This is a genomic window from Dyadobacter sp. (genome assembly GCF_051859145.1).
GTDB lineage: Bacteria > Bacteroidota > Bacteroidia > Cytophagales > Spirosomataceae > Dyadobacter.
Genome location: NZ_JBHYGF010000446.1, coordinates 1 through 22,631, shown reverse-complemented (window position 1 = coordinate 22,631; position 22,631 = coordinate 1). Strand labels below are relative to the sequence as shown.

General features: G+C 46.9%; 20 protein-coding genes and 1 pseudogene. 13 read left to right on the top strand and 8 right to left on the bottom strand.

What is annotated here, in order from left to right; translation table 11 throughout:
• Positions 1–278, bottom strand: a pseudogene (locus ACTIE6_RS21590) (hypothetical protein); the annotation flags it as partial.
• Positions 279–289: 11 nt separating this feature from the next.
• A complete protein-coding gene (locus ACTIE6_RS21585; RefSeq protein ID WP_031525807.1) occupies positions 290–838 on the bottom strand; it encodes an RNA polymerase sigma factor in 549 nt (182 codons plus the stop codon).
• A gap of 458 nt (positions 839–1,296) precedes the next feature.
• Here ACTIE6_RS21585 and ACTIE6_RS21580 point away from each other — a divergent pair, with 458 nt between their 5' ends.
• On the top strand, positions 1,297–1,662 hold the full coding sequence (locus tag ACTIE6_RS21580; protein WP_439558604.1) for a hypothetical protein: 366 nt from the start codon (positions 1,297–1,299) through the stop codon (positions 1,660–1,662).
• 71 nt (positions 1,663–1,733) lie between these two features.
• On the opposite strand, the gene ACTIE6_RS21575 is transcribed toward ACTIE6_RS21580, so the two are convergent.
• Genes ACTIE6_RS21575 through ACTIE6_RS21565 form a run of 3 tightly spaced genes read right to left on the bottom strand, consistent with a single transcriptional unit; the run spans position 1,734 to position 3,782 of the window.
• Entirely contained in the window at positions 1,734–2,771 is a 1,038-nt protein-coding gene (locus ACTIE6_RS21575; protein ID WP_439558603.1) for a Gfo/Idh/MocA family oxidoreductase, read from the bottom strand.
• Between the two features lie 57 nt (positions 2,772–2,828).
• Positions 2,829–2,990 carry a hypothetical protein gene (locus tag ACTIE6_RS21570; protein WP_439558602.1) on the bottom strand — a complete coding sequence of 54 codons (162 nt, stop codon included), beginning with the start codon at positions 2,988–2,990 and terminating at the stop codon, positions 2,829–2,831.
• Positions 2,991–3,005: 15 nt separating this feature from the next.
• Positions 3,006–3,782, bottom strand: coding sequence for a sugar phosphate isomerase/epimerase family protein (locus tag ACTIE6_RS21565; RefSeq protein ID WP_439558601.1), 777 nt, complete (start codon positions 3,780–3,782; stop codon positions 3,006–3,008).
• Positions 3,783–3,903: 121 nt separating this feature from the next.
• On the opposite strand from ACTIE6_RS21565, the gene ACTIE6_RS21560 reads away from it, so the two are divergent.
• The 8 genes from ACTIE6_RS21560 to ACTIE6_RS21525 all read left to right on the top strand — a co-directional run bounded on the left by ACTIE6_RS21560 (position 3,904) and on the right by ACTIE6_RS21525 (position 13,672).
• Positions 3,904–5,190 carry a Gfo/Idh/MocA family protein gene (locus ACTIE6_RS21560; protein WP_439558600.1) on the top strand — a complete coding sequence of 429 codons (1,287 nt, stop codon included), beginning with the start codon at positions 3,904–3,906 and terminating at the stop codon, positions 5,188–5,190.
• Positions 5,191–5,307: 117 nt separating this feature from the next.
• Positions 5,308–5,739, top strand: coding sequence for a tRNA (adenosine(37)-N6)-threonylcarbamoyltransferase complex ATPase subunit type 1 TsaE (tsaE, locus tag ACTIE6_RS21555; RefSeq protein WP_439558599.1), 432 nt, complete (start codon positions 5,308–5,310; stop codon positions 5,737–5,739).
• A gap of 40 nt (positions 5,740–5,779) precedes the next feature.
• Entirely contained in the window at positions 5,780–7,006 is a 1,227-nt protein-coding gene (locus ACTIE6_RS21550; RefSeq protein ID WP_439558598.1) for an alanine dehydrogenase, read from the top strand.
• Positions 7,007–7,152: 146 nt separating this feature from the next.
• Positions 7,153–7,557, top strand: a complete 405-nt coding sequence (locus ACTIE6_RS21545; RefSeq protein WP_439558597.1) for a hypothetical protein — start codon at positions 7,153–7,155, stop codon at positions 7,555–7,557.
• A gap of 138 nt (positions 7,558–7,695) precedes the next feature.
• Positions 7,696–8,133: a hypothetical protein gene (locus ACTIE6_RS21540; RefSeq protein ID WP_439558596.1), complete on the top strand. Its 438-nt coding sequence runs from the start codon at positions 7,696–7,698 to the stop codon at positions 8,131–8,133.
• 152 nt (positions 8,134–8,285) lie between these two features.
• A complete protein-coding gene (locus tag ACTIE6_RS21535; RefSeq protein WP_439558595.1) occupies positions 8,286–9,200 on the top strand; it encodes an ABC transporter ATP-binding protein in 915 nt (304 codons plus the stop codon).
• A gap of 30 nt (positions 9,201–9,230) precedes the next feature.
• Positions 9,231–10,556, top strand: coding sequence for an ABC transporter permease (locus ACTIE6_RS21530; RefSeq protein WP_439558594.1), 1,326 nt, complete (start codon positions 9,231–9,233; stop codon positions 10,554–10,556).
• Between the two features lie 143 nt (positions 10,557–10,699).
• A complete protein-coding gene (locus ACTIE6_RS21525; RefSeq protein WP_439558593.1) occupies positions 10,700–13,672 on the top strand; it encodes a glycosyltransferase family 117 protein in 2,973 nt (990 codons plus the stop codon).
• A gap of 23 nt (positions 13,673–13,695) precedes the next feature.
• Here the strand turns inward: ACTIE6_RS21525 and ACTIE6_RS21520 are convergent, their stop codons facing one another.
• The 3 genes from ACTIE6_RS21520 to ACTIE6_RS21510 all read right to left on the bottom strand — a co-directional run bounded on the left by ACTIE6_RS21520 (position 13,696) and on the right by ACTIE6_RS21510 (position 16,832).
• Positions 13,696–14,865 (bottom strand): endonuclease/exonuclease/phosphatase family protein, encoded by a 1,170-nt coding sequence (locus ACTIE6_RS21520; RefSeq protein ID WP_439558592.1) that lies wholly within the window; start codon positions 14,863–14,865, stop codon positions 13,696–13,698.
• A gap of 140 nt (positions 14,866–15,005) precedes the next feature.
• A complete protein-coding gene (gene dnaJ / locus ACTIE6_RS21515) occupies positions 15,006–16,172 on the bottom strand; it encodes a molecular chaperone DnaJ (RefSeq protein ID WP_439558591.1) in 1,167 nt (388 codons plus the stop codon).
• 33 nt (positions 16,173–16,205) lie between these two features.
• Positions 16,206–16,832, bottom strand: a complete 627-nt coding sequence (locus ACTIE6_RS21510) for a nucleotide exchange factor GrpE (protein WP_439558590.1) — start codon at positions 16,830–16,832, stop codon at positions 16,206–16,208.
• 111 nt (positions 16,833–16,943) lie between these two features.
• Here ACTIE6_RS21510 and queG point away from each other — a divergent pair, with 111 nt between their 5' ends.
• The 4 genes from queG to ACTIE6_RS21490 all read left to right on the top strand — a co-directional run.
• Entirely contained in the window at positions 16,944–17,891 is a 948-nt protein-coding gene (queG, locus tag ACTIE6_RS21505) for a tRNA epoxyqueuosine(34) reductase QueG (RefSeq protein ID WP_439558589.1), read from the top strand.
• An 82-nt stretch (positions 17,892–17,973) separates the two neighbouring features.
• The gene (locus ACTIE6_RS21500; RefSeq protein WP_439558588.1) at positions 17,974–18,387 is read left to right on the top strand and encodes a DUF1761 domain-containing protein; all 414 of its coding nucleotides are present in this window, start codon (positions 17,974–17,976) and stop codon (positions 18,385–18,387) included.
• Positions 18,388–18,770: 383 nt separating this feature from the next.
• Complete coding sequence (locus ACTIE6_RS21495; RefSeq protein ID WP_439558587.1) at positions 18,771–21,845, top strand: SusC/RagA family TonB-linked outer membrane protein; 3,075 nt, start codon at positions 18,771–18,773, stop codon at positions 21,843–21,845.
• 25 nt (positions 21,846–21,870) lie between these two features.
• A partial coding sequence (locus tag ACTIE6_RS21490) for a SusD/RagB family nutrient-binding outer membrane lipoprotein (protein WP_439558586.1) occupies positions 21,871–22,631 on the top strand: 761 nt, incomplete at its 3' end.

Sequence of the window (22,631 nt, the reverse complement as noted above, 5' to 3'; positions counted from 1 at the left end):
CGCCACTCGCCAAAACGAGAAGGTCCGTTCTCGCGGTTCCACCTGCCCCAGCGCGAGGGCCCGCCACCTCCCGGTCTGCCAAAGTTTCCGAACAATATCCGGCACAATACCAGTAGCGCAACTGCCTGCCAGTAGCTGATCTCGTTTACATCCAGGAGCATAGGCAGTGTTGCATTCCACAGGAACTTCACTGCCGCGCCCAGCAGCAATGCGGCAAACAGGGCAAAAACAGGGAATAAAAATGCAAGCCGCCTTCCTCTCATATTGCGCTTATTCATGGTTGACAAATTTAGTAATTTACAAACTCCCGGTAAACTGTTTCAAGCCGCTCACGCAAGTGGCGGACTGCATATCTTTTTCGGGAAATCAAAGTCTTGATATTTTCTCCGGTGCGATCCGAAATCTCCTGGAAAGTCTGGTCTTCCATTTCATTCCAGATAAAAACCTGTCGCTGGTTCTCGGGCAGCTCTTCCAATGCAATCGTGAGCTGCTCCCAGAAGACCTCTTTCAGGTAAGCTGTCTCCGGCGAGTTGTCGTCGGCCAGCAGAATTTCCTTGAAATTAAACTCGCCGTCTTCGTCTTCATACCCGTAATCTTCCAGAAAATCGGGCTTTTGCTTCCGGTACTTGTCTATAATGCGGTTTCTAGCTACCCGGTACAACCAGCTTCCAACCTGCTCGATCGCCTCAACTTCGGGTACGCTGCTCAGCTGGTACCATACATCCTGCAAAATATCCTCCGCGTCCTCATCGGAATTCACACGCTGACGGATGAATCCCATTAACTGCTTACTGTACGCAGCGACGGTCTGGATGATATTTGGTTTTTTCTGAGACAAGCGTTGGAAAAAGGTATTACCAATGAGGTAGACGGGAATGGCGGCAAATTACTTTAACCTTTTTTGCCACGAAGACATGAAGGCACACGAATGCAGCCACTTAACCTTCGTGTCCATTCGTGTCTTCGTGGCAACCGAAAATTTATATCTCCTGCAAATTCAAAGAATAGTACAACAAGAAGACAATTGTACTATTTACAGTTATCTGTCAAATTTCAAACGACTTGTTGTACTTTCATTAGAAACATATAACTATTCTAATATTAATAGATAACAGCGAAAAGAACTTTCATCAACTCAAAATCAGTCTATTGACTTTTAATGCGCGATCCAGCTACCTTTGAATTGTCAAAACGGTTAAGCATCAGCCAAAAACTTAATTATTGACTAGTGCAGTGATAGTAAAAGATTGAAAATATAAAAAGTACAATTATTAAAGACTTTAAACATTAAGTAAAATGAAAAAGACATTTTTAGCAATTGCAGTATTGGTGGGAGTATCAACTGCAAACTTTTCAGTAGCTGCGGACAAAGCAAAAGAAAACAATGCTTCGATTGAACTTGTTTCTAACAGCGAATTGAAATTCAAACTGACTCTGGAAAACGTAAAAGAAAGATCTTCTTTATCTATCAAGAATTTCAGCGGAGAAACTGTTTACAGCACCTCACTTCCAAAATCAGAAAACTTCTCAAAAATATTTGACCTTTCAAACCTTGCTGACGGAAACTACAGTTTCGTTATCAGCAACGGAAACGAAGTATCTACAAAGCCTTTCGCGATCTCAACAGAGACAAAACGTCAGGTAACTGCGGTAGTAAAATAGTATAAATTTGTTGATCAAGTATAAAAATGGCAGCCCGGTTTGAGGCTGCCATTTCTTGTTTCAGGGTATTACTAAAATTGTAAAACCTTCTTTTCCCGGCTGCTTTGCGCGGCCAGATCGATCACTCGCGTAGTCCGCAGGATTTCTTCCGGCTTCACAGCAAGCTCTGCATTGTATACGATCGCGTCATATACATTCTGGTAAAATGGCGCATAATCCCCTGGCTCACTTTCTATTACGCCGGTAAAATCGTTACTGTATAATTTGCCCCAGCGATCTTCGGGTTCTACGCCCCAGGGCTGCGTTGTGGGCAGGATATCTTTTCTCAAAGTTTCCTCCTGAGGGTCTAGTCCGCCTTTAATGAATGAACCTTTGGTGCCGTGCAGCACGTAACGCAGGTGATTTTCGTAAATCATCAGGCTGGATTTCACGATAACCAGCTTGTCTTTATAGCCCAGGCGAATATCAAAGTAGTCATCGATTTCGGAATGCGGCCGTACCGTGCGTATCTCGGCAGTAACAGTTTCCGGCTCACCAAAGAGTACCAATACCTGGTCGATCAAATGCGGCCCGAGGTTATACAGGTTGCCGCCCACAGGTACGCTCTTCTCTTTCCAGGATTCTGTCGGGACCACTTCGCGGTAGCGGTCGTAGTGGCTTTCAAATTCGATGATATCACCCAGTTTTCCTTCCGAAATGAGCTTTTTGACGGTCAGAAAATCAGAATCCCATCTGCGGTTCTGATAGGCGGTGAGTACCAGCCCTTTTTTCTCGGCGAGCTCGAAAAGTTGTCTGGCTTCATCTTCGGTAGCTGCAAACGGTTTTTCTATGACGACGTGTTTGCCATTTTCCAGCGCGTCCATTGCGTAAGGGAAATGGGTTTCATTGGGGGTGCAGATGAAAACCAGGTCTATGGATTCGTCGCTCAGCAGCTCGTCCACCGAGCGTGCATTGCCGATTTCGGGGTCAAAAGCCTGGGCTTCGTTCTTGCTTCTTTCAACAACGGTTTTGATTTTAAAACCCGGATTCGTGCTCAGAAAAGGCGAATGGAAATAGCGTCCCGATAATCCGAAACCTATCAACCCGACATTCAGAATTTTTGAAGACATATCATTTAAATAGTTAGACTTAATGCAAATGTAACTTCACGCCGCCAGAGTAGCGCTTTAAGCTTCTGCCCACAGCTGTTTGGCCCGGGCCAGATCTCTTTTCATTGCGTCGAAAACGACCTTCTTGTCGACGGTGATTTGGAATGCACCCTGATCAGCGCCACCAAGCGGATATTCAAGGTGAAGGCAGATTGGTACATCCACTTTGTGTTCTTTCAACAATTTGAAATAGGTTTAGAAATCGACCATACCCTCGCCCAGCGGCACATTCTTTGGCCCCCATTTCCCATTGGTTTTTTCCCACATAAAATCTTTCAGTACGATCGTCCTGATACTAGGACGGATCAGATTGAAGCCCGTTTGCCAGGAAAGTCCGCCTTCCAGCGTCGCGTGGCGGATATCATACTGTGCGCCCATAGTTTTAGGATTGGCTTTTTGCAGGATCTGCCAGATCTCGAACATGGAAGCGCCGACCATTCTTCCTGCATGGTTTTGGTAGCAGCCAGTCAGTCCCAGCTGTTCGTTCAGCTGGCTCAATCCGGCCATTTTTCCCTGGTATTCTTCCAGCAGTTGCGGAATTGTTTTCTGGTCATTGTATTTATACCAATTCATCCGGTAATACTTGAAACCGAGCTTGGCCGCAGTTTCCAGTAGCTTTTTGTCCGTCGGATTGGTCGCATTCTCTACGGCTGTGCAAAACAGCAAAGGAGAAAAGCCGGCTTTTTTCATTGCCTCGACGGCCAGCGGCAGGTCAGTTTCCACTTTTTCGGGAAGTACGTGACCTTTCGGGCGCACTGTCAGGTCAATCCCATCGAAACCCATTTCTTTCGCAGCTTCGGACATATCCTGATAATTCAGGAATTGGAGGTGTTTGGAGAAAATATTAACCTTTATCGGATCTGCATTGACAGCCGGCTTTGCTGAAAATGCGTCCGCTGAAAGCAATGGGACAGCACTGCCGGCAAGGGTGCTTTTGATCAGGAAATCACGGCGGGAAAGAGCTTCAATCATGGTCTTTAATGTTAGGAATAGAATAGCAATCGGCGTACCATTTACAAAGACGACGTTTTCAGTAGAATTACTGACTTCACGCTTTATTTTACTTTCATTCAGGATATTTTAGTTGAAAAATATGAATGTATCACGTCTGAACCGCCGGGACTTTCTGAAAGCCGGGGCGGCTATCTCCTCGTTCATGATTGTGCCGCGGCACGTTTTGGGAAAAGGCTTCACCGCGCCGAGCGACAAGATTGTATTCGGCTTTATCGGCTGCGGCCGCCAGGCGAATGGACTACGCAATCGCTTCATTGCATTGCCCGAAGTACAGGTGACTGCGGCCTCCGATGTTTACCCGGTCAAGCTGGAAACATTTGTGGCAGCTGCTAACAAATCCTATGCGGAAAAAACCGGAAAAGCTGATTATAACGCTACCAAAGCGCATTCAGATTTCCGCCAGATTCTTTCCGATAAAGACATTGATGCTGTAGTAATCGCCTCGCCGGATCACTGGCATGCTTCCATGGCGGTGCTGGCTGCAAAAGCAGGAAAAGATATTTACTGCGAAAAACCGCTGTCGCTTACCGTGAGGGAGGGCAGGGCGATGGTGGATGCAACCAGGAAACACAACCGTGTATTTCAGACCGGGAGTATGCAACGTTCTTCGCCGGAATTTACAAAGGCAGTGCAGCTCGTGCGCAGTGGTGCGATTGGGAAGGTCGAGAAAGTGTATGTGAATGTAGGCGGCCCACCTAAACCGTGGGACCTGCAAGCCGAAACACCGCCAGTAGGATTAGACTGGAATATGTGGATGGGGCCAAATACAGTCGAGCGACCCTATAACAACCAGCTCGCGCCTGCTATGGACGCCAAGTTCTGGCCGACCTGGCGGAATTATGATGAATTCGGCGGGGGCGGCATGACGGACTGGGGCGCACATATGTTTGATATTGCGCAATGGGGGCTGAATATGGATAGCAGCGGCCCGGTGGAGCTCATTTATTCAGATCCGCAAAAAGGGCTGGTTTATAAATATGCAAATGGCACGGAAGTAATTCACCGGCCCATGGAAGGAAAGCAGCATTGCCACTTTGTCGGAACCGAGGGAGAGGTATTTGTTGCAAGAGGCGAGCTGAAAACCACGCCGGAGCCTTTGAAAGATAAAGCTTTTCCAGAAGGTGCGTCAGATGTATATGTCAGTACAAATCATTACCAGGATTTCATCGACGCAATCAGGTCGCGCAAGCCGCCGATTTGCGACGTGGAAGTCGGTCATCGGACTGCGAGTGTCTGCAACATTGGGAACATCGCATATAGACTGGGCCGGTCGTTAAAATGGGACCCGCAGAAGGAAAACTTTGTAAAAGATAAGGAAGCCGACAAGCTGCTTGGAAGAGCAATGCAAAAAGAATGGCGGGTGTAAGCAGGGTATTTAGAAAAGCAAACCGGAGGCAGATAGTACCTCCGGTTTTTTGCTTTTAAGGTTATCCTTCGATACACATTATACGCCTGGTTCCTCCAAAATGTTTATTTTTGTGAAATGAGCAATCAGCCAGTAACAATACGGTTCAACAAGTTGGAGGAGTTGGAGCAGGTATCCTCGGAACTGATGCAATTGGGAAAGGATACGCCGGTGTGGCTTTTTGAAGGTCACATGGGAGCTGGCAAAACGACATTGATCAAAGCAATCTGTAAGTATTTAGGCGTTCAGTCACACGTACAAAGTCCCACGTTCTCGCTCGTAAACGAGTATGCAGCAGGCAAGGGTACCGTCTATCATTTTGATTTTTACCGGATTAAAGACGAGACGGAAGCAATGGATATGGGGATTGAAGAGTATTTCGATTCAGGCTCATTCTGCTTCGTGGAATGGCCGGGAATGATCGGGTCCCTCTGGCCGGAACATTACCTGCTTATCGACCTTCGCGCAGACGAAAGTGGCACGAGAATATTACAAGTAAAGAGGATTTAAGAATAACACATACCGGATTTAGTTTCACTTTCTTCGTTCAATGGCGCAATCACAGATTACCGGCTTCGAAGAGCTGGCCAAGCAGTCGATATTATATCCCCAGGAGTCATTAATGGCTGTTCGGAAAGATCAGAATGCATTGCACATAGGTCTGCCCAGGGAAGTTTCACTGCAGGAAAACCGGATTGCATTAACACCCGACGCGGTAGGTATACTGGTCAGAAATGGTCACGAGGTGTGGGTTGAGAAAGACGCGGGAAAAGGAGCGAACCTTTCTGATCATGAGTATAGTGAAGCTGGTGCGAAAATCGTGCAGACTCCGGAAGAGGTATATCAGGCCAAGGTGATCCTCAAAATTGAGCCACTGGTAGATGGTGAATTCAGATATGTAAAACCCGGTACCACCGTCATTTCGGCGCTTAACCTGCCTGCGCTGGAAAAGCAATATTTTGAAAAGCTGAACGAGCTGAAAATTACCGGCATCGGCTACGAACTGATCGAGGATAAAGTAGGAGGGAAACCGATTATCCGCGCCATGGGGGAAATTGCCGGCAGTACAGTTCTTCTGATAGCAGCCGAGTACCTCTCAACCCCAAATGGCGGTCGTGGGATTATCCTGGGTGGGATTACGGGTGTTCCCCCAACCAAGATCGTGATCCTGGGCGCAGGTACCGTAGCCGAATATGCGACGCGTGCTGCCATCAGCGTGGGGGCTGACGTAAAAGTTTTTGACAAACACATTTACAGGTTACAAAGACTGAAATATTCGATCGGTCAGAACCTTTATACATCCATTATTGACTCAGATATACTTGCGGAGGCGATTGGCCGGGCGGATGTGGTGATCGGCACGATGCGGGCTGAAAACGGGTTGAGCCCGCTGGTGGTTACCAAAGAAATGGTCTCGAAAATGAAGGCAGGCTCGGTGATCATTGATGTAAGTATTGATCAGGGCGGCTCCTTTGAAACATCGCGGATGACAACGCATAAAAACCCGATTTTTAAGTATAATGACGTCATCCATTACTGTGTCCCGAACATTCCATCGCGCGTGGCACACACGGCCAGTACTGCATTGAGCAATGTATTTTTACCTTTTTTGCTGCAAACCGGCACAATCGGGGGCATTGAGGAAATGATTTATGCAAACCGGTGGTTTATGAAGGGAGTTTACTGTCACAAAGGCACACTCACCAACTCACATATCGCCCGAAGCTTCAACATGAGGTACAAGGATTTAACGTTGTTGCTGGCTGCGAGAATGTGAAGGGGCTATCGGCTGTCGGCAATTGGCTGTCGGCTTTTAGAACCTGTGGAGATTTAAATAAAGTATAAAAAGGCCGAGAGCCAAAAGCCAAAGTAAAATCAAAAAGCCGATGGCTGACTGCCGACTGCCGAAGTATTTAAAAAGAAATGATCAACAACAGTAACGAAAATGCCTTGATGGATGATGCCAATTCTCCGGAATTGAATCAGAAGCTGATGGGGCATATATCAGAGGATTTTGTAAAAGTGGCTGACCAGTTGAAGGAGGCTTCTTACCAGATCCGTAAACGCGGATTTTCGGATTTTCCGATTTTTGTGGTAACAAACAATGAGCTGCACATCGGCGCATTGCTCATTGATGCACAGGAACTTTCAAACAGGTTCAGCTATCGAGCCTCTTATATGCAGGAGTTTGTAGATCGCAAGCTGATCGGGGAAGAATCGGTACTGCTATTTACCGAAAACTTTAAGAATGCGGACGAATACTGCTGCCTGTTTGCATTGATCGGCGAATTTTCAGGTTTTGTGTTCGTACCTTATCCGGAGGATTAAGCAGGAGCCGGTCAATAGGTATTTGATAATGGAGCAACCGCTGGCTAAACAATACCTGCACGTTAAAGATTGGGGCGTTAGGTTTGCAGGGAATCTGAGTAGATTTATTTATCTCTTTCAACCATAAAATCGCCCCTCATGGAATCAAAACTACCTCTTGAAAAGGAACTTGAACCTATCTTCCTCGGCAAATTTCCGCCCTTCTCAGAAGGCGTAAAGGAGTTTCTCGTTCAATACGGACCTTACTTTATTCTCATTCTGTCCATTCTTGCCGTATTTGGCCTAGTCACTGCTTTTGGTATAGGAAGTGCTGCATTGGGCCTCGGCGCGGTGCCGGCAGGAATTGGTTTTAACTTCTACCTCAGTATTGCATTAGGTATACTCACCCTTATTATGTACTTGATGGCGTTTAGTCCATTGCGGGCTAGGAAACGCGCAGGCTGGAACTTGCTTTACTATGCAGTTTTGGTAGGGGTTGTCAGTAATCTAATACAACTTTCCTTACTTGGCGCGATCATCGGCGCAGTACTTGGGTTCTGGGTCTTGTTCCAGATCAGAGAGAAATATGTGATCTGAAATTTCAGGTAGCTTCGAATCGAAAAAGCGAGCGGTACTCCGCCCGCTTTTTTATTTTTACCGCTGGTCACCAAAATACGGTTTATGCTTGTAACTTTAATATTACCCCTCTACTTTGCACTTTTTGGTGCCTAACCACGGATTCTCAGCAAATGAATATCATAGAAGTCAGAAACGTTACCAAGGAATATGCCAACCACGTGGCGCTTGACAATGTAAGTATCTCCATTCCACGCGGAAAGATCTTCGGACTGCTTGGCCCAAATGGAGCAGGGAAAACTTCACTGATCCGCATCATCAACCAGATTACAGGGCCCGATAAAGGCGAAATCCTCTTTGACGGAGAACTATTGGGCGATAAGCACATTTCCAGAATCGGTTACCTGCCTGAGGAAAGGGGTTTGTATAAGAAAATGAAAGTAGGGGACCAGCTGCTATACCTGGCGCAACTGAAAGGTTTGTCCCAAAAAGAAGCAATGGACAAGCTGAAATCCTGGTTTGTTAAATTTGATATTAAAACGTGGTGGGACAAGAGTGTGTCCGACCTTTCGAAAGGAATGCAGCAGAAAGTCCAGTTTGTGTCAACTGTTTTGCACGAGCCCGATCTGATCATTCTCGACGAACCTTTCTCCGGCTTTGATCCCATTAATGCTAATCTGATCCGTGACGAAATCCTCGAACTCAAACAGAAAGGCTGCACAATCATTTTCTCCACACACCGGATGGAGACCGTTGAAGAGCTTTGCGATCACATTGCATTGATTCATAAATCAAAAAAAATACTTGACGGGCCGAAAAGGGAAATCAAAGAGCAATTTAAAACAAATACCTACTTCGTGGAATACCGGGGATCCCTGTCCGGGTTGGAGGGACTTTATGAGATTTCAGCGGACAAAGAAGTTGAAAATGACTACCGGCGAGCCACCATTCATATTGGCGAAAATAAAAGTCCGAATGCATTGCTGGCCAGTCTCTTACCAAATGTAGAGATCCGATCCTTCGGAGAGAATATCCCAAGTATGAGCGATATTTTTATGCGGTCTATCAATGAGATACCCGAGTCCTGATCTGCTTAATCAATCCTAACTTTCTTCCCAATGCGCAATATTTTCCTTGTCATAAAAAGAGAATACCTCGTCCGTGTCAAAAAGAAATCGTTTCTAATCATGACATTGCTGGGCCCGCTGCTTTTCGTGGGCTTTTATGCAGTTGTGTTCTGGGTCGCGATCGGCTCGGTTGACACAAAAACGATACAGGTACTTGACGAAAGTGGTCTGTTTCGCAATGAGTTCAAAGACTCGGAAGCATTGAAGTTCAGCTTTATAGAGGGTAATCTCGACTCAGCGAAAGTCAGTTTCAGAAAAGCTGAGGCCAATGCATTGGTTTACATTCCGGAGAATGTGATCAAATCCCCGAAATCGGTGAGGATATATGCTGCCAAAAACGTGAGCATGGATCTCAAATCCGAGATAGAAAAGGTGATTGAGAAGCAAATTGAAGATATCAAGCTTTCAGAGGCGGGGATTACTCACAAAATCCTGGAAGATTCACGCGTGAATGTCAGCTCGGAAACCATCAGTCTGAGTGAAGAAGGGGAGAAGACCAGCAGCTCGGGCGCGGCGACAGTCATCGGAGGAATCTGCGCATTTCTGATCTACATGTCCGTTTTTATTTATGGAACGCAGGTCATGCGCGGCATTACAGAGGAAAAAACGAGCCGCATTGTTGAGGTGATCATTTCCTCAGTCAAGCCATTTCAACTGATGTTAGGTAAAATCATCGGCGTGGCGCTGGTGGGCCTGACGCAGTTTGTACTCTGGATCTTGCTTACAACTGCACTTACAAGCGCCACCTCGGCCGTTTTGAGCAATCAGATACCAAAAGACGCTGTGGAAATGCAGCAGCAAATGGAGAAAGTACAGAAGGGAATGCCCAACCAGAATATGCCTGGCAACAATGTGGAAAATCCCGTGGCAGAAGTGCTGGGTGCTGTGAACAGCTTGAATATTCCGCTCATTCTGGGTTGCTTTTTGTTTTACTACCTGGGCGGGTACTTGCTTTACAGCGCGCTTTTTGGCGCAGTGGGAGCAGCGGTGGATAACGATGCGGATACCCAGCAGTTCATGCTGCCTATTACCTTGCCGATCATTTTCTCATTTGTTTTTGCCCAGTTTGTACTCCGCGATCCTGACGGAAGTCTCGCATTCTGGACCTCCATTATTCCATTTACCTCCCCGATCATCATGATGGTGCGGATCCCGTTCGGCGTGCCTGCCTGGGAGATCGCATTATCGATGGTTTTGCTCGTCCTGGGCTTTATGGCAACCACCTGGCTGGCCGCGCGGATCTACCGCGTAGGTATTCTGATGTACGGGAAAAAGGTGACTTACAAAGAGCTGGCAAAATGGATTTTCTACAAGTAATTCTTAACACTTTTTAAGAGAGTAAGGGACTTTACCTTCTGGTTATTTTGCTATTTTTGGCCAATCGTTGATAAAACTGTTTAGGCAGCGTTACCATTTTAGCACATTTTGCATATCATATTTTTTAATTTACCATCTCTCAGATGACCCGTTTCAACCGTTCCAACAACATTGCGGGTTGGATTGTATTCGCAATTGCCTTCATCACCTACGCACTTACCGTTGAACGAACTGCCAGCTTTTGGGACTGCGGCGAGTTCATCGCCTGTGCGTTTAAATTACAGGTGCCTCACCCTCCGGGAGCACCCTTTTTTCTTTTAATAGGCCGCCTGTTCTCGCTGTTTGCATTTGGTGACCTGACCAGCGTTGCCTTTTGGGTGAATATGGTATCTGTGCTAAGCAGTGCGTTGACGATCCTGTTTTTGTTCTGGACAATTACCCTGCTTGCACGCAAGTTCATTTCGAAGTCTGAAAATGAAATGACTACAGGCGACCTGATCCTGGTATTGGGTGCAGCGGCTGTCGGCTCACTGGCTTATACCTGGTCCGATTCATTCTGGTTCTCAGCAGTGGAGGCGGAGGTTTATGGTATGTCTTCGTTTTTTACCGCGATCGTGATCTGGGCTGTTTCCAAATGGGAGCGCGTGGAAGATCCGGCTGCCGAAAACCGCTGGCTGATCCTGATCGCCTACCTGGTTGGCCTTTCCATTGGTGTCCATTTGCTTAACCTGGTTACTATCCCGGCGCTTGCATTGGTTTACTATTTCAAGAAGTTTCCTAAAACAAGCCTTTTTGGAGGTATAATGGCCTTTATGGGTGGTTTGGTGATATTGGGTATCATCAATTCTGGTATCATTCCCGGACTGCCGAGCGTTGCGGGTAAATTCGAGATCTTCTTTGTTAACTCACTGGGCTTACCTTATAAATCCGGTGTTATATTCTTCATCATCATCTTCCTGGGCAGTCTGATCTGGGGGATCCGGTATTCGCATCAAAAAGGTAATGTGTTGCTCAATACCGGTTTGCTTTCACTTGCTTTTGTATTGATCGGATATGCGAGTTACCTGATGGTACTGGTACGTGCCGAGTACAACCCGCCAATTAATGAGAACAATCCAAATGACGTACTGAGCTTTGTTTCCTATCTGAAAAGGGAGCAATACGGAAGCCGCCCGCTGCTTTACGGACCATCATTTGTGTCCCGTCCGGTAAGCCAGAAACGCGGCGCGCCTATGTACCGCAAGCAAAATGGAAAGTACGCCATTTATGACTATCGTCCGGAATATGAATACGAGCCAGGTAGCAGCATGCTGCTGCCGCGTATGTACAGTACCCAGCCAGGTCACCCGCAACTTTACCAGCAGCTGACCGGCCTTGCTGAGGGACAGAAGCCGACTATGGGACATAATCTTTCATTTATGTTCTCTTACCAGATCGGTCACATGTATTGGCGCTATTTCCTTTGGAACTTCGTAGGTCGTGAAAGTGATGAAGAAGGTGCAGGAAACCTGCTTCCATGGGATATCAGCAAGAAATATCCCGAGCCGATCGAGAATAATAAAGCGCACGATAACTTCTTCATGCTGCCATTCCTGCTCGGTTTGTTTGGTATTGTTATGATGTATTTCCGGCAAAAACGCGACTTGCTCGTATTAGGATTATTGTTCATTCTAACCGGCGTCGCGCTGGTGGTTTACCTCAATTCTCCGCCGACCGAGCCGCGTGAGCGTGACTATATTTACGTAGGTTCTTTCTATATTTTCTGTATCTGGATCGGCTTTGGCGTGCTCGCCATTGCAGATGCAATCAGCAAGTTTGTTGGTAATCCTTCCACCCGGGCGATTGCTGCCACGGGTGTTGCAATGGTAGTTCCTGTTATTATGGTGGCCAAAGGTTGGGATAATCACAACCGCAGCCACCGATACCATTCAGTGGATTTTGCCAAAAACCTGCTCAACTCCTGCGCCCCGAATGCGATCCTGTTTACAGGCGGCGATAACGATACATTCCCGTTGTGGTATGTGCAGGAAGTAGAGGGATTCCGTACCGATGTTCGTGTTTGTAACCTCAGCTTGCTGGGTACCGACTGGTATATCGATCAGATGAAACGTAAAACGTATTTGTCTGAGGCGCTTCCTATTTCTTTGGACAAGAGCAATTATGCTTTTGGTAAAAACGATATCGTTCCTTTCTACGAAATACCAAGTGTGAAAAACGGTATCAACCTGAAAGAGTACCTTGGACTTGTTAAACAGGAAAATAAAGCAATTCAGGTGCCGCTGACAAGTGGAGATATGACTTCAATCCTGCCTTCATCGGTACTGTTTCTGCCAGTGAATGCAGATGCAGTGAAGAAGATGAATATCATCAAATCTGACCTGGTACCGTTTGTAAGCGATTCTATCAGCTGGACAATTGGTAAAGGGGATTTGTATAAATCAGATCTGATTATGCTTGATATCATCGCGACAAATGACTGGAAAAGACCGATCTACTTCTCTTCAACCTTAGGCGGATCGAGCTATCTGAACCTGAAAGAGTACATGCAGCTGGAAGGTTATGCATACAGATTGCTTCCCGTGAAAGTGCCTGGTGCAAGCGACGGCTACGTGAATGCGGATGTGATGTACGACAACCTGATGAACAAGATGTTCTGGCGCGAGCTTGATAATCCGAACACTTACTACGACAATACATACCTCGGATCACCGGTTGCCACTGCACGTATCGCATTCCTGCGGTTGGCTGGACAATTGCTCGCCGACGGCCGCAAAGCCGAAGCTAAGAAAGCAATCGACAAATCATTGGCTACAATGCCGGATAAGAGCATCCCATACGATCAGTTCTCGGCCAACTTTATTGGTCCGTTATTTGATTTGGGAGAAACAAGCCGCGCATTGAAAATAGCAGACACCATGGTTACCCGCGCCGACGAAGTACTTACATGGGCCAAAGACAACGGAACCACCCGTCGCCGCGACAGCAATGTTTACTTGTACATTCTGCAAATCATCGTTCAGGAATGCCGCGAAGCCAAACAGGAAACCGCCGCTAAAAAGTACGAGCAGGTATTCCAAAAACACCTGGCCGCATTTAATATGTACGGAGGGCAGTAGTGCAAACTAGCGCAGTCGAAGGGCTAATCCAGCTTCAATTTCACCCATACCAAACGGTGATCGGAGCTGGATTCTCTTTTTTCGACTAATTCGGCCATAGGTTCACCTTTCGCAGGCCAGAATACACCGCTGTCGATGATCTTAAATCCAATTTTGGATGGAAGTACATAATCTGCGCGCATTCGCCAGAAGGCTGTGTGGTTTTTGGCAAATGCATTGCCTGCACTATGTTCGGCACCGCCTTTACTTGCGGGAGGCAGCTCGTTGTTGATCTTCGGGTCATTGAGCAATGCGCGTATTCCTTCGCCGATCGCATTGCCTTCATCAGGTGACGCATTTTGATCTCCCAGGATCACAAACGAAGTATTCGCCCCCAATCCTCCCTTTTTGCCTTTATCATCATAGATATACCCTCGGCCACTGATATAATCCTTCCAGAAGCGGATTTCATCGTGGTTGCGCTTTCCATTCCGGTCTTCGGGGCCGTCAAAAGAAGGTGGGGTGGGGTGGCTGGCAAGTACGTGAATGGTTTTTCCGCCAACCTTTACGGGAATATCCCAATGCGATTTTGATGAAAGCGGAAACTGAGCCCACGCTTCTGCCGAATACCAGTCACTTCCATCTGGTTTTGTCGTTTTCAATGCGCCCGGCATATCTTTCCATTTGAAATGCTGGAAAGTTCTTACCTGCGCTTCGTCTATCGGGTGTCGCGAGAGCAGCGCCATTCCATATTGGCCCGGGTAATTACCGAAACCCCAGGCATCGGCTCCGAATTGTTCCGCTCTGCCATTTCCATCCAGATCGAACGGGCTGGGCTGTCCTGTATTTACTGTTGAATAATAGTAGTATGGATAATCGATCCCCTTCACCCCATCTGAGTCAGTTTTCAGATAGTTATTGATGAATGCGCCCACACTGGTGGTTCCGTCTTTTACATAATCAAATTCATTGAGCAGAATAATGTCAGGCCGCACGGTTTTGATGATCCTCGCAATATTCCTGATCTGCTGGTTATTGCCGGAGGCCAGTTCTTTCACCAGGATTTGTTCTGAAAGTCCTTTTGTTCCGCGGGGGAAGTAATTCTCCGCTTCCATACTCACGTTGTAAGTTGCTATAGTAAGTTCGTTTGCGGATTGTGCATGCAGCTGGAAAGCGGCGGATGTGATCAATAGAGATAAGAGTGTTTTTTTCATAATAATGAATGCTGAACAACAAAAGTATCCGCAACCAGGCTAATTGATGTTACGGCAGTTTGAATTTTTAGAAGCGGGGCACCAGTAACAAAAAGAGCCGCCTCCCGGAAGAAGCGGCTCGTATCATTCAGGTATTTATATCAATGAAAGAAATCTTTCATTTTATCAAAAAATCCTTTCTCGTTCTTGCCCGGCTTTGGCTGGAAGTTAGGCGAGTGGCGCAGGGATTCCAGTGTTTCACGTTCGTCAGACGATAGTTGTTGTGGTGTCCATACGTTGATATGAACCAGCTGATCGCCTTTTCCGTATCCATTCAGGTCTTTGATACCTTTTCCTTTCAACCGAAGGATTTTACCCGCCTGCGTGCCTGACTCTACATTGATCCTGGCTTTGCCGTCAATGGTCGGAATTTCAACCGAGGTACCCAATGCAGCGTCGATGAAGCTCAGGTGCATATCGAATACGACATTATTACCGTCGCGTTTCAGTGCTGCATCTTCTTCTTCCTCGATTACAATCAGCAGGTCGCCCGCCATTCCACCGCGTGCTGGTACATTACCTTTGCCCGACATGGAAAGCTGCATTCCCTCTGCCACGCCGCCCGGGATATTCAATGTAATCAGATCGTCCTGCAACAGCCTTCCTTCTCCTGCACATGAATCACAGCGCTCGCTGATGATCTTGCCGTCTCCATTACAAGTTGGACAAGTACTCGTAGAAACCATTTGTCCGAGCATGGTACTTACTACCTTACGCACCTGGCCGGTTCCGTTACAGCCATTGCAATTGGTGAGCGATGTTCCGTTTTTAGCTCCGTTTCCACCGCAGGTATTGCAGGTAACGTGGCGTTTCACCTTTATTTTCTTCTCAACACCGTTTGCGACTTCTTCCAGGTTCAGTTTGAGCTTAATGCGCAGGTCTGAACCTTTGCGCACACGGCGGCCACCGCCTCCGCCTGCACGACCAAAAATGTCGCCAAACGGGCTGCTATCTCCGAATATATCCCCGAACTGGGAGAAAATATCGTCCATTGTAAATCCACCGCCACCGAAACCACCAGCTCCGCCGCCGCTCGCTCCGCCTACACCCGCGTGACCGAACTGATCGTACCTGGCGCGCTTGTTCTCGTCGCTCAGGATACTGTATGCTTCTGCTGCCTCCTTGAACTTGTCTTCCGCAGTCGGATCGTCGGGGTTCTTATCGGGGTGAAACTTGATCGCAAGCTTGCGATAAGCCTTTTTGATGTCATCCGCAGTAGCTTGCTTGTCTACGCCCAGTACCTCGTAATAGTCTCTTTTCTTTGCCATTATTTTGTGCTAATGTATCTTTTACGCGGCTAACTAAGCCCCTACTATCACTTTCGCGTAGCGTATGACCTTGTCATTTAAGTAATATCCTTTTTCTATTTCATCAATCACCTTGCCTTTCAGTTCATCGGAAGGTGCAGGGAACTGTGCGATGGATTCGTGGATCTCCGCATCGAAAACTTCCCCTTTGGAAGTCATCGGCTTCAAACCTTTTGATTCCAGTGCCTTAAACAATTTATTGTAAATCAAATCCACGCCTTCCTTTAAAGCTTCCACATCCGTAGAAGAGTCAAATGAAACTTTGGCACGTTCAAAATCGTCCACGATCGGGAGGATGAGCTTTACCATATCAGCGCCGGCTCCTGAAATCATTTCAAGTTTTTCCTTTGCCGTTCTTCTGCGGAAATTCTCAAAATCGGCATACAGACGCAGGTACTTATCTTTCAGCTCGGCAATCTCTGTTTTTGCAGCTGCCAGCGGGTCAGTCTCCTGTGCAGGCGCATCATTTTTTATTTCCTGTCCTGCATTGTCAAGCGGTACCGAATTGGAAATTTCATTGTTTTCACCAGTTGCTGTGCTGTCAGTTTCCAATGGCACATTTTCCTCGTTCATTTCGTAATTTTTGTCTTGATCTATGTTGAAATCTGTGTTTTCAGGCATAATTCTTAATAATAACGTGACTTATACAATGCACCAATTTTAGTAAATTAGTTTGCCAGAGCTAAAATACTGACAAGATGGCATTTTACAATCAATTTGTAAATTTGCAAGATGACCAGCGCAGATCTAGTAAGCCAGGAAAGGAGTGGGTTCGTGAAAATGAAGGCGAAAGAAATCGGCTTCGACTTCTGTGGGATCTCCCGGGCGGAGTTTCTGGAAGGGGAAGCACCTCGGCTCGAAAGCTGGCTCAGCAAAGGCCGGAATGGACAAATGGGTTACATGGCCAACCATTTTGACAAGCGGCTTGACCCACGCAAGCTGGTCGACGGTGCAAAAAGCGTCATTTCCGTGCTCCTGAATTACTATCCTGAAAAGCAGCTTCCGCAGGGAGACGAAGACCTCAAAATTTCCAAGTACGCCTACGGAACAGACTACCATTATGTATTAAAGGAAAAGCTGTCGCAACTGATGCTCGCGATCAGTGAGGAAGTAGGCGAGGTAAATGGACGCGTATTCACGGATTCTGCGCCGGTAATGGATAAAGCCTGGGCAGCTAAGAGCGGACTGGGCTGGGTAGGAAAGCATTCCAACCTGCTGAACCGCGAAATGGGCAGCTTTTTCTTTATCGGTGAAATCATTTGTGACCTTGAACTCGCGCCCGATGGTCCTGTGCAGGATTACTGCGGAACCTGCACCCGCTGCATTGACGCTTGTCCGACCGATGCGATTACTGAACCTTTCGTTGTTGACGGCAGCAAATGCATCAGCTACTACACGATAGAGCTGAAAGAGGCGATCCCGCAGGATGTAGCGGGCAAGTTTGAGAACTGGATATTCGGCTGTGATATCTGTCAGGATGTATGTCCTTGGAACCGTTTTTCAAAGCCGCATTCGACACCTGCTTTTGATTTGCCGGAAACTTTGGCAGGATTTAAAATGAGCGACTGGCAGGAAATAACGGAGGAAGTGTTTAAAGAAATTTTCAAACGGTCGCCTGTGAAAAGGGCGAAATTTGAGGGTTTGAAGCGGAATATCAATTTTGTTATATCCTCTAAATAAAAAGCACAACTAATTGTTAATCCTTTTTATATTTGGGCTCGGGAGTTCCATTCGATGACTGAATAACACACTCAATTTTAATATGAGAAAACAATCTGTCAATCTTTGGGCCGTGCTGGTGTGCGTAGTGATAGGGCAAATTATTCCTCCGATTTGGTACAGTGCCTTTTCTGAAAAGTGGATCGCTTTAAATGGCTTTACCATGGAGCAGATCAAAGCCGCCACGAGTCCTGCCCCTTATCTGGCAAGTATTGTTTCTTCCGCTTTCACGGCCTACACAGTGGCCTGGGTCTTCACCAAAATTCCCGTAAAATCTGTTTGGAGCGGTTTTCTCACCGGCTCACTTTTCGGGATTGTCTTCATCCTGTTTGACACGATCGTTAAAGATCTTTTTTCCCTCAAACCTTTCCTGCTGGCGCTTATTGACGGTGGCGTAAGTGTGTTCGTTTATGCCATTACGGGAGCTGTTCTGGGTGGCTGGCGCAAATACGATTAACCCGAGCGCGGCTGGCTAACCTTTCTTTGATCTTACAATAATACTAGTTCATCAAGGCGCTTCAAGCAGCCTCTGACAGGCTTTTCTATGCAGTTGTTATAGTGCGCTCATCAAGCTGGCATTCGCTTTTAGCTGTCCATTGCTCAATATCAATAAAGCCGAATGTTCGTTGGTGTTTCGAGCACGCAGCCAAATTTTCTTACTTTTTATAACTGTACTTTTAACAAATATAATTTTATCTGACGCTGCATCAGGCTATTTTGGAGCCTGGAATGCAAATTATTTCAAAATATTAGTTTAGTACAATTAAATTTTGCAGAAGATGTTGCTATTGTTTCGAAATGAATATAAATTTCAAAAATTTTAAAAACCCAACGAAATCTATGACTAAACATTTACGGTTAATGCTACTGACGTTTGTTCATGTAGCATTTCTTTGTTGCACCGCATTCGCGCAGGACCGGCAGATAACCGGAAAAGTGAATGATGAGAATGGTGCAGGACTGCCCGGGGCCAATATTCTCATTAAGGGCTCCACCCGTGGTACCAATACAGATGCCGAAGGTAATTTCTCTATCTCAGTTGCCTCCGGTTCTACGCTGATCATTTCTTCGGTGGGCTACACTTCAAAGGAAATAGCAGTGAGCGGTTCTACGAGCACCATTACAGTGAGCCTTGATCCGGATGTACGGAACCTTGGAGAAGTAGTGGTAACTGCATTGGGTATCGAAAGAAGTGCCAAGTCACTTACCTATGCAACCCAGAAAATCGACGGAAAGCAACTTACCGATGTGCGTGATGCCAACTTTGTAAATACGCTTTCGGGTAAAGTGGCGGGTATTGTCATTACGCAGGGTGCAAGTGGTCCGGGTTCTGCAACGCGTGTTACCTTGCGCGGAAACCGTTCGATTTCAGGTAATAACAATGCACTTTTTGTGGTGGATGGTGTGCCGATCGACAATACGGTGCAGGGGCAGGTAGGAAGCGATTTTGGTGGTGTTAACGGAAGTGACGGTGCTTCAAGCATTAATCCGGACGATATTGAGTCGATGAACGTGCTGAAAGGAGCGGCGGCATCTGCATTATATGGTAGCCGCGCGGCCAACGGGGTCATTATGATCACAACTAAAAAGGGTAAAGCAGGTGCTGTTTCAGCAAATATCAACTCTGGTGTGGTCATCGAAAACCCATTCATCCTGCCCAAGCTTCAAAATACCTATGGACAAGGAAATGGGGGCATTTTCGCAGAGAAAGCAGGCCAGAGCTGGGGAGCAGCGGCTACTGCTTATCCCGATAATATCAAGGATTTTTTCAGGACAGGCGTGTCGACGAACAACTCGATCGGTATCTCTGCGGGAACTGACAAGGTTCAGACTTATACCTCTTACACCCACAACAGTAACCAGGGGATTATCCCGAATAATGGACTGACCCGGCACACATTGAACCTGCGTATAGGCACGCAGTTCAGCAAAAAGTTCTCAACTGATGCCAAAATCACGTACACCAACCAGACAATTGATAACAAGCCGCGCGCGGGAGAAGAAAGCGGCGCGGTGATGAACGTGTACAAAGTGCCTCGCAGCATTGATTTGAATACTTACAAGAATTACCAGGATGAAAATGGAAATCCGACTTACTGGACTACTTCTTCCATTTACATGAATCCATACTGGACAATCAATAAAACGCCCAATACCGAGAAAAGGAACCGGACCATTATCCTTGGTTCTGCCAAATACCAGCTTACAGACTGGCTGAACGTGCAGGGAAGGATCAGCTTTGACAGGTACGACGACCGCATTTCAAGAAGCTGGGCCAACAGGACATTGCTTTTTGCAGGCACTGGCGGATCTTATGAGGATTTTACAAACAATATCTCTGAAAAGAACCTTGACCTGATCGTTTCCGGAAACCATAACATCGGAAAGGATTTTGCATTGACTTACAACTTCGGTGCGGGACAAACCTACAAGCGTTTTTCACAGGTTGGTGGTTTTGCAAACGGGCTGAACGTGCCTAATAAGTTTGATCTCTCATTCGCGACTACCTTAACCCAGCGGGCTGATTTCAGTGAGAAAGAGTTGCATTACGTATTCGGTACTGCGTCACTTTCCTACAAGGATTTCCTGACTGTAGATATGGCGGCGCTTAACGACTGGTCATATACATTGCCGAAACCTTACTCGTACTTCTATCCGTCTTTCGGCGCGAACCTTATTCTTTCTGATGCAATGCAGCTGCCCGAATGGATCAGCTTTGCGAAAATCCGGGGATCGTGGGCACAGGTGGGTAATGATACAGATCCTTACCAGCTGGTTCAAACCTACACCTTCTCACAAGGCGGCGGACCTGACAAGCTGGGCTTTATTTCCCGTGATGATACAAAACCGGCGGAAAACCTGAAACCGGAGATTTCTTCTTCAACTGAATTCGGGATCGACCTTCGCACATTTGATGGTCGCCTGGGACTGGACGTAACTTATTACAACTCCAATACCGTAAACCAGTTGCTTAAACTGGCACTTGCTCCTGCGTCGGGATTTGCATTCCAGTTTATCAATGCGGGTAAAATCAATAACAAAGGGGTCGAGATTTCCCTTACTGCCAAGCCGGTACGGACCGCAAACTTCAACTGGGATATGACCGTGAACTTTGCACGTAACAAAAACACCATCGTGAAGCTGAGCCCCGACATCAAAGAGGCGGCATTGGCCGGTGGTTACGGACGTACTGCCAGCCCGATCGTAAGAGAAGGCGGCTCCTACGGAGATCTGGTTGCGCAGAAATGGGCGCGAGACAGTACAACGGGCGCATTTATCGTGACTGCTCCGGATAGTAAAGGCAATGGGGGTGGCCGTCCGGTAGTTACTGCTACCAACGAGATCATAGGTAACTTCAATCCGAAATTTACCCTGGGTTTCAACAACCAGTTCAGCTATAAAAACTTTGTGTTAGGCTTTTTGATCGACGGTCGTTTTGGTGGTGTTATGACTTCCGGTACTGAGGCTAACCTGGCTTTTGACGGAAATGCGGAATATACAACGAACAACAGGGAAGGCGGCTGGGTGTTGCCTGGTGTGACACGCGATCGTGAATCCAACACGTCGGCTATCAAAGCAGAGGATTTCTGGACAACGGTGTCGGGTGGCCGGTACTCGTGGGGTGAATTCTTTACCTATTCTACTACCAATGTTCGTTTGAGAGAGCTTTCACTCGGTTACAATATCCCGACTGGTCCCAACTTCTTTATCAAGAATGCGCGGATCTCGTTCATTGCACGTAACCTCTTCTTTATCTACCGGGGCAACGCGATCCTTGATATTCCGGGAGTTGCCAAGAGAAAGCTGCCATTTGATCCGGACGTTAACCTAGGTGCAGGTAATTTCCAGGGTGTAGAATATGGTAACCTGCCTTCGACAAGAACAATAGGCTTGAATCTGAAACTGGGATTCTAATCACAAATCATTATTAGGCTACAAAATGAAAATACATATAAAATATAAGAAGATAGCGTGCATTGGCCTGATAGCTGCAACCGTCGGGATAGGGCAGGCTTGCACCGGGGATTTTGAAGAAATGAATACAAGCAAGACAAAGCTCACTACTTTGTCAGACAGCGAGATTCCATTCCTCTTTTCCCGCGCACAGCAGCAGGCTTCGTATTCCAGCGGAACATACCAGATCGCGCAGAACCTCTTTGCGGATTTGTACGCGCAGTACTTTGCTACCTCTGCCACTTACTTTCCGACAGATCGTTATGCAATGCGGTTTGACTGGCTTACAGGTCACTGGAACCCGATTTACACCCAGGTGGTACCACAGCTGAAAACCATTTTTGAGCAAACAGACCCGAGCTCTCCCGAATATGCGCTGGCCAATGTGATCTGGGTATTTGCCTTTCACAGGCTTACGGACTACTACGGCCCGATTCCATATTCCGCTGCCGGAACACCTGCATTGTCGATCAAATACGATTCGCAGGCGGATATTTACAAGGATTTCTTTGTTAGACTGGATGCGGCCACCACAGTACTCAAAGGCAAAACGACCGCAGTTCCCTATGGAAAGTTTGACCTGATCTATAAAGGTGATGTAAACAAATGGATCAAATTTGCCAATACACTCAGGCTCCGGCTTGCATTGCGGATTTCGAAAGTGGATCCGGCAGAAGCTAAAAAGCAGGCTGAGGCTGCTTACGCCGGAGGTATTATGACCGACATTGCCGACGATGCTTACATGGG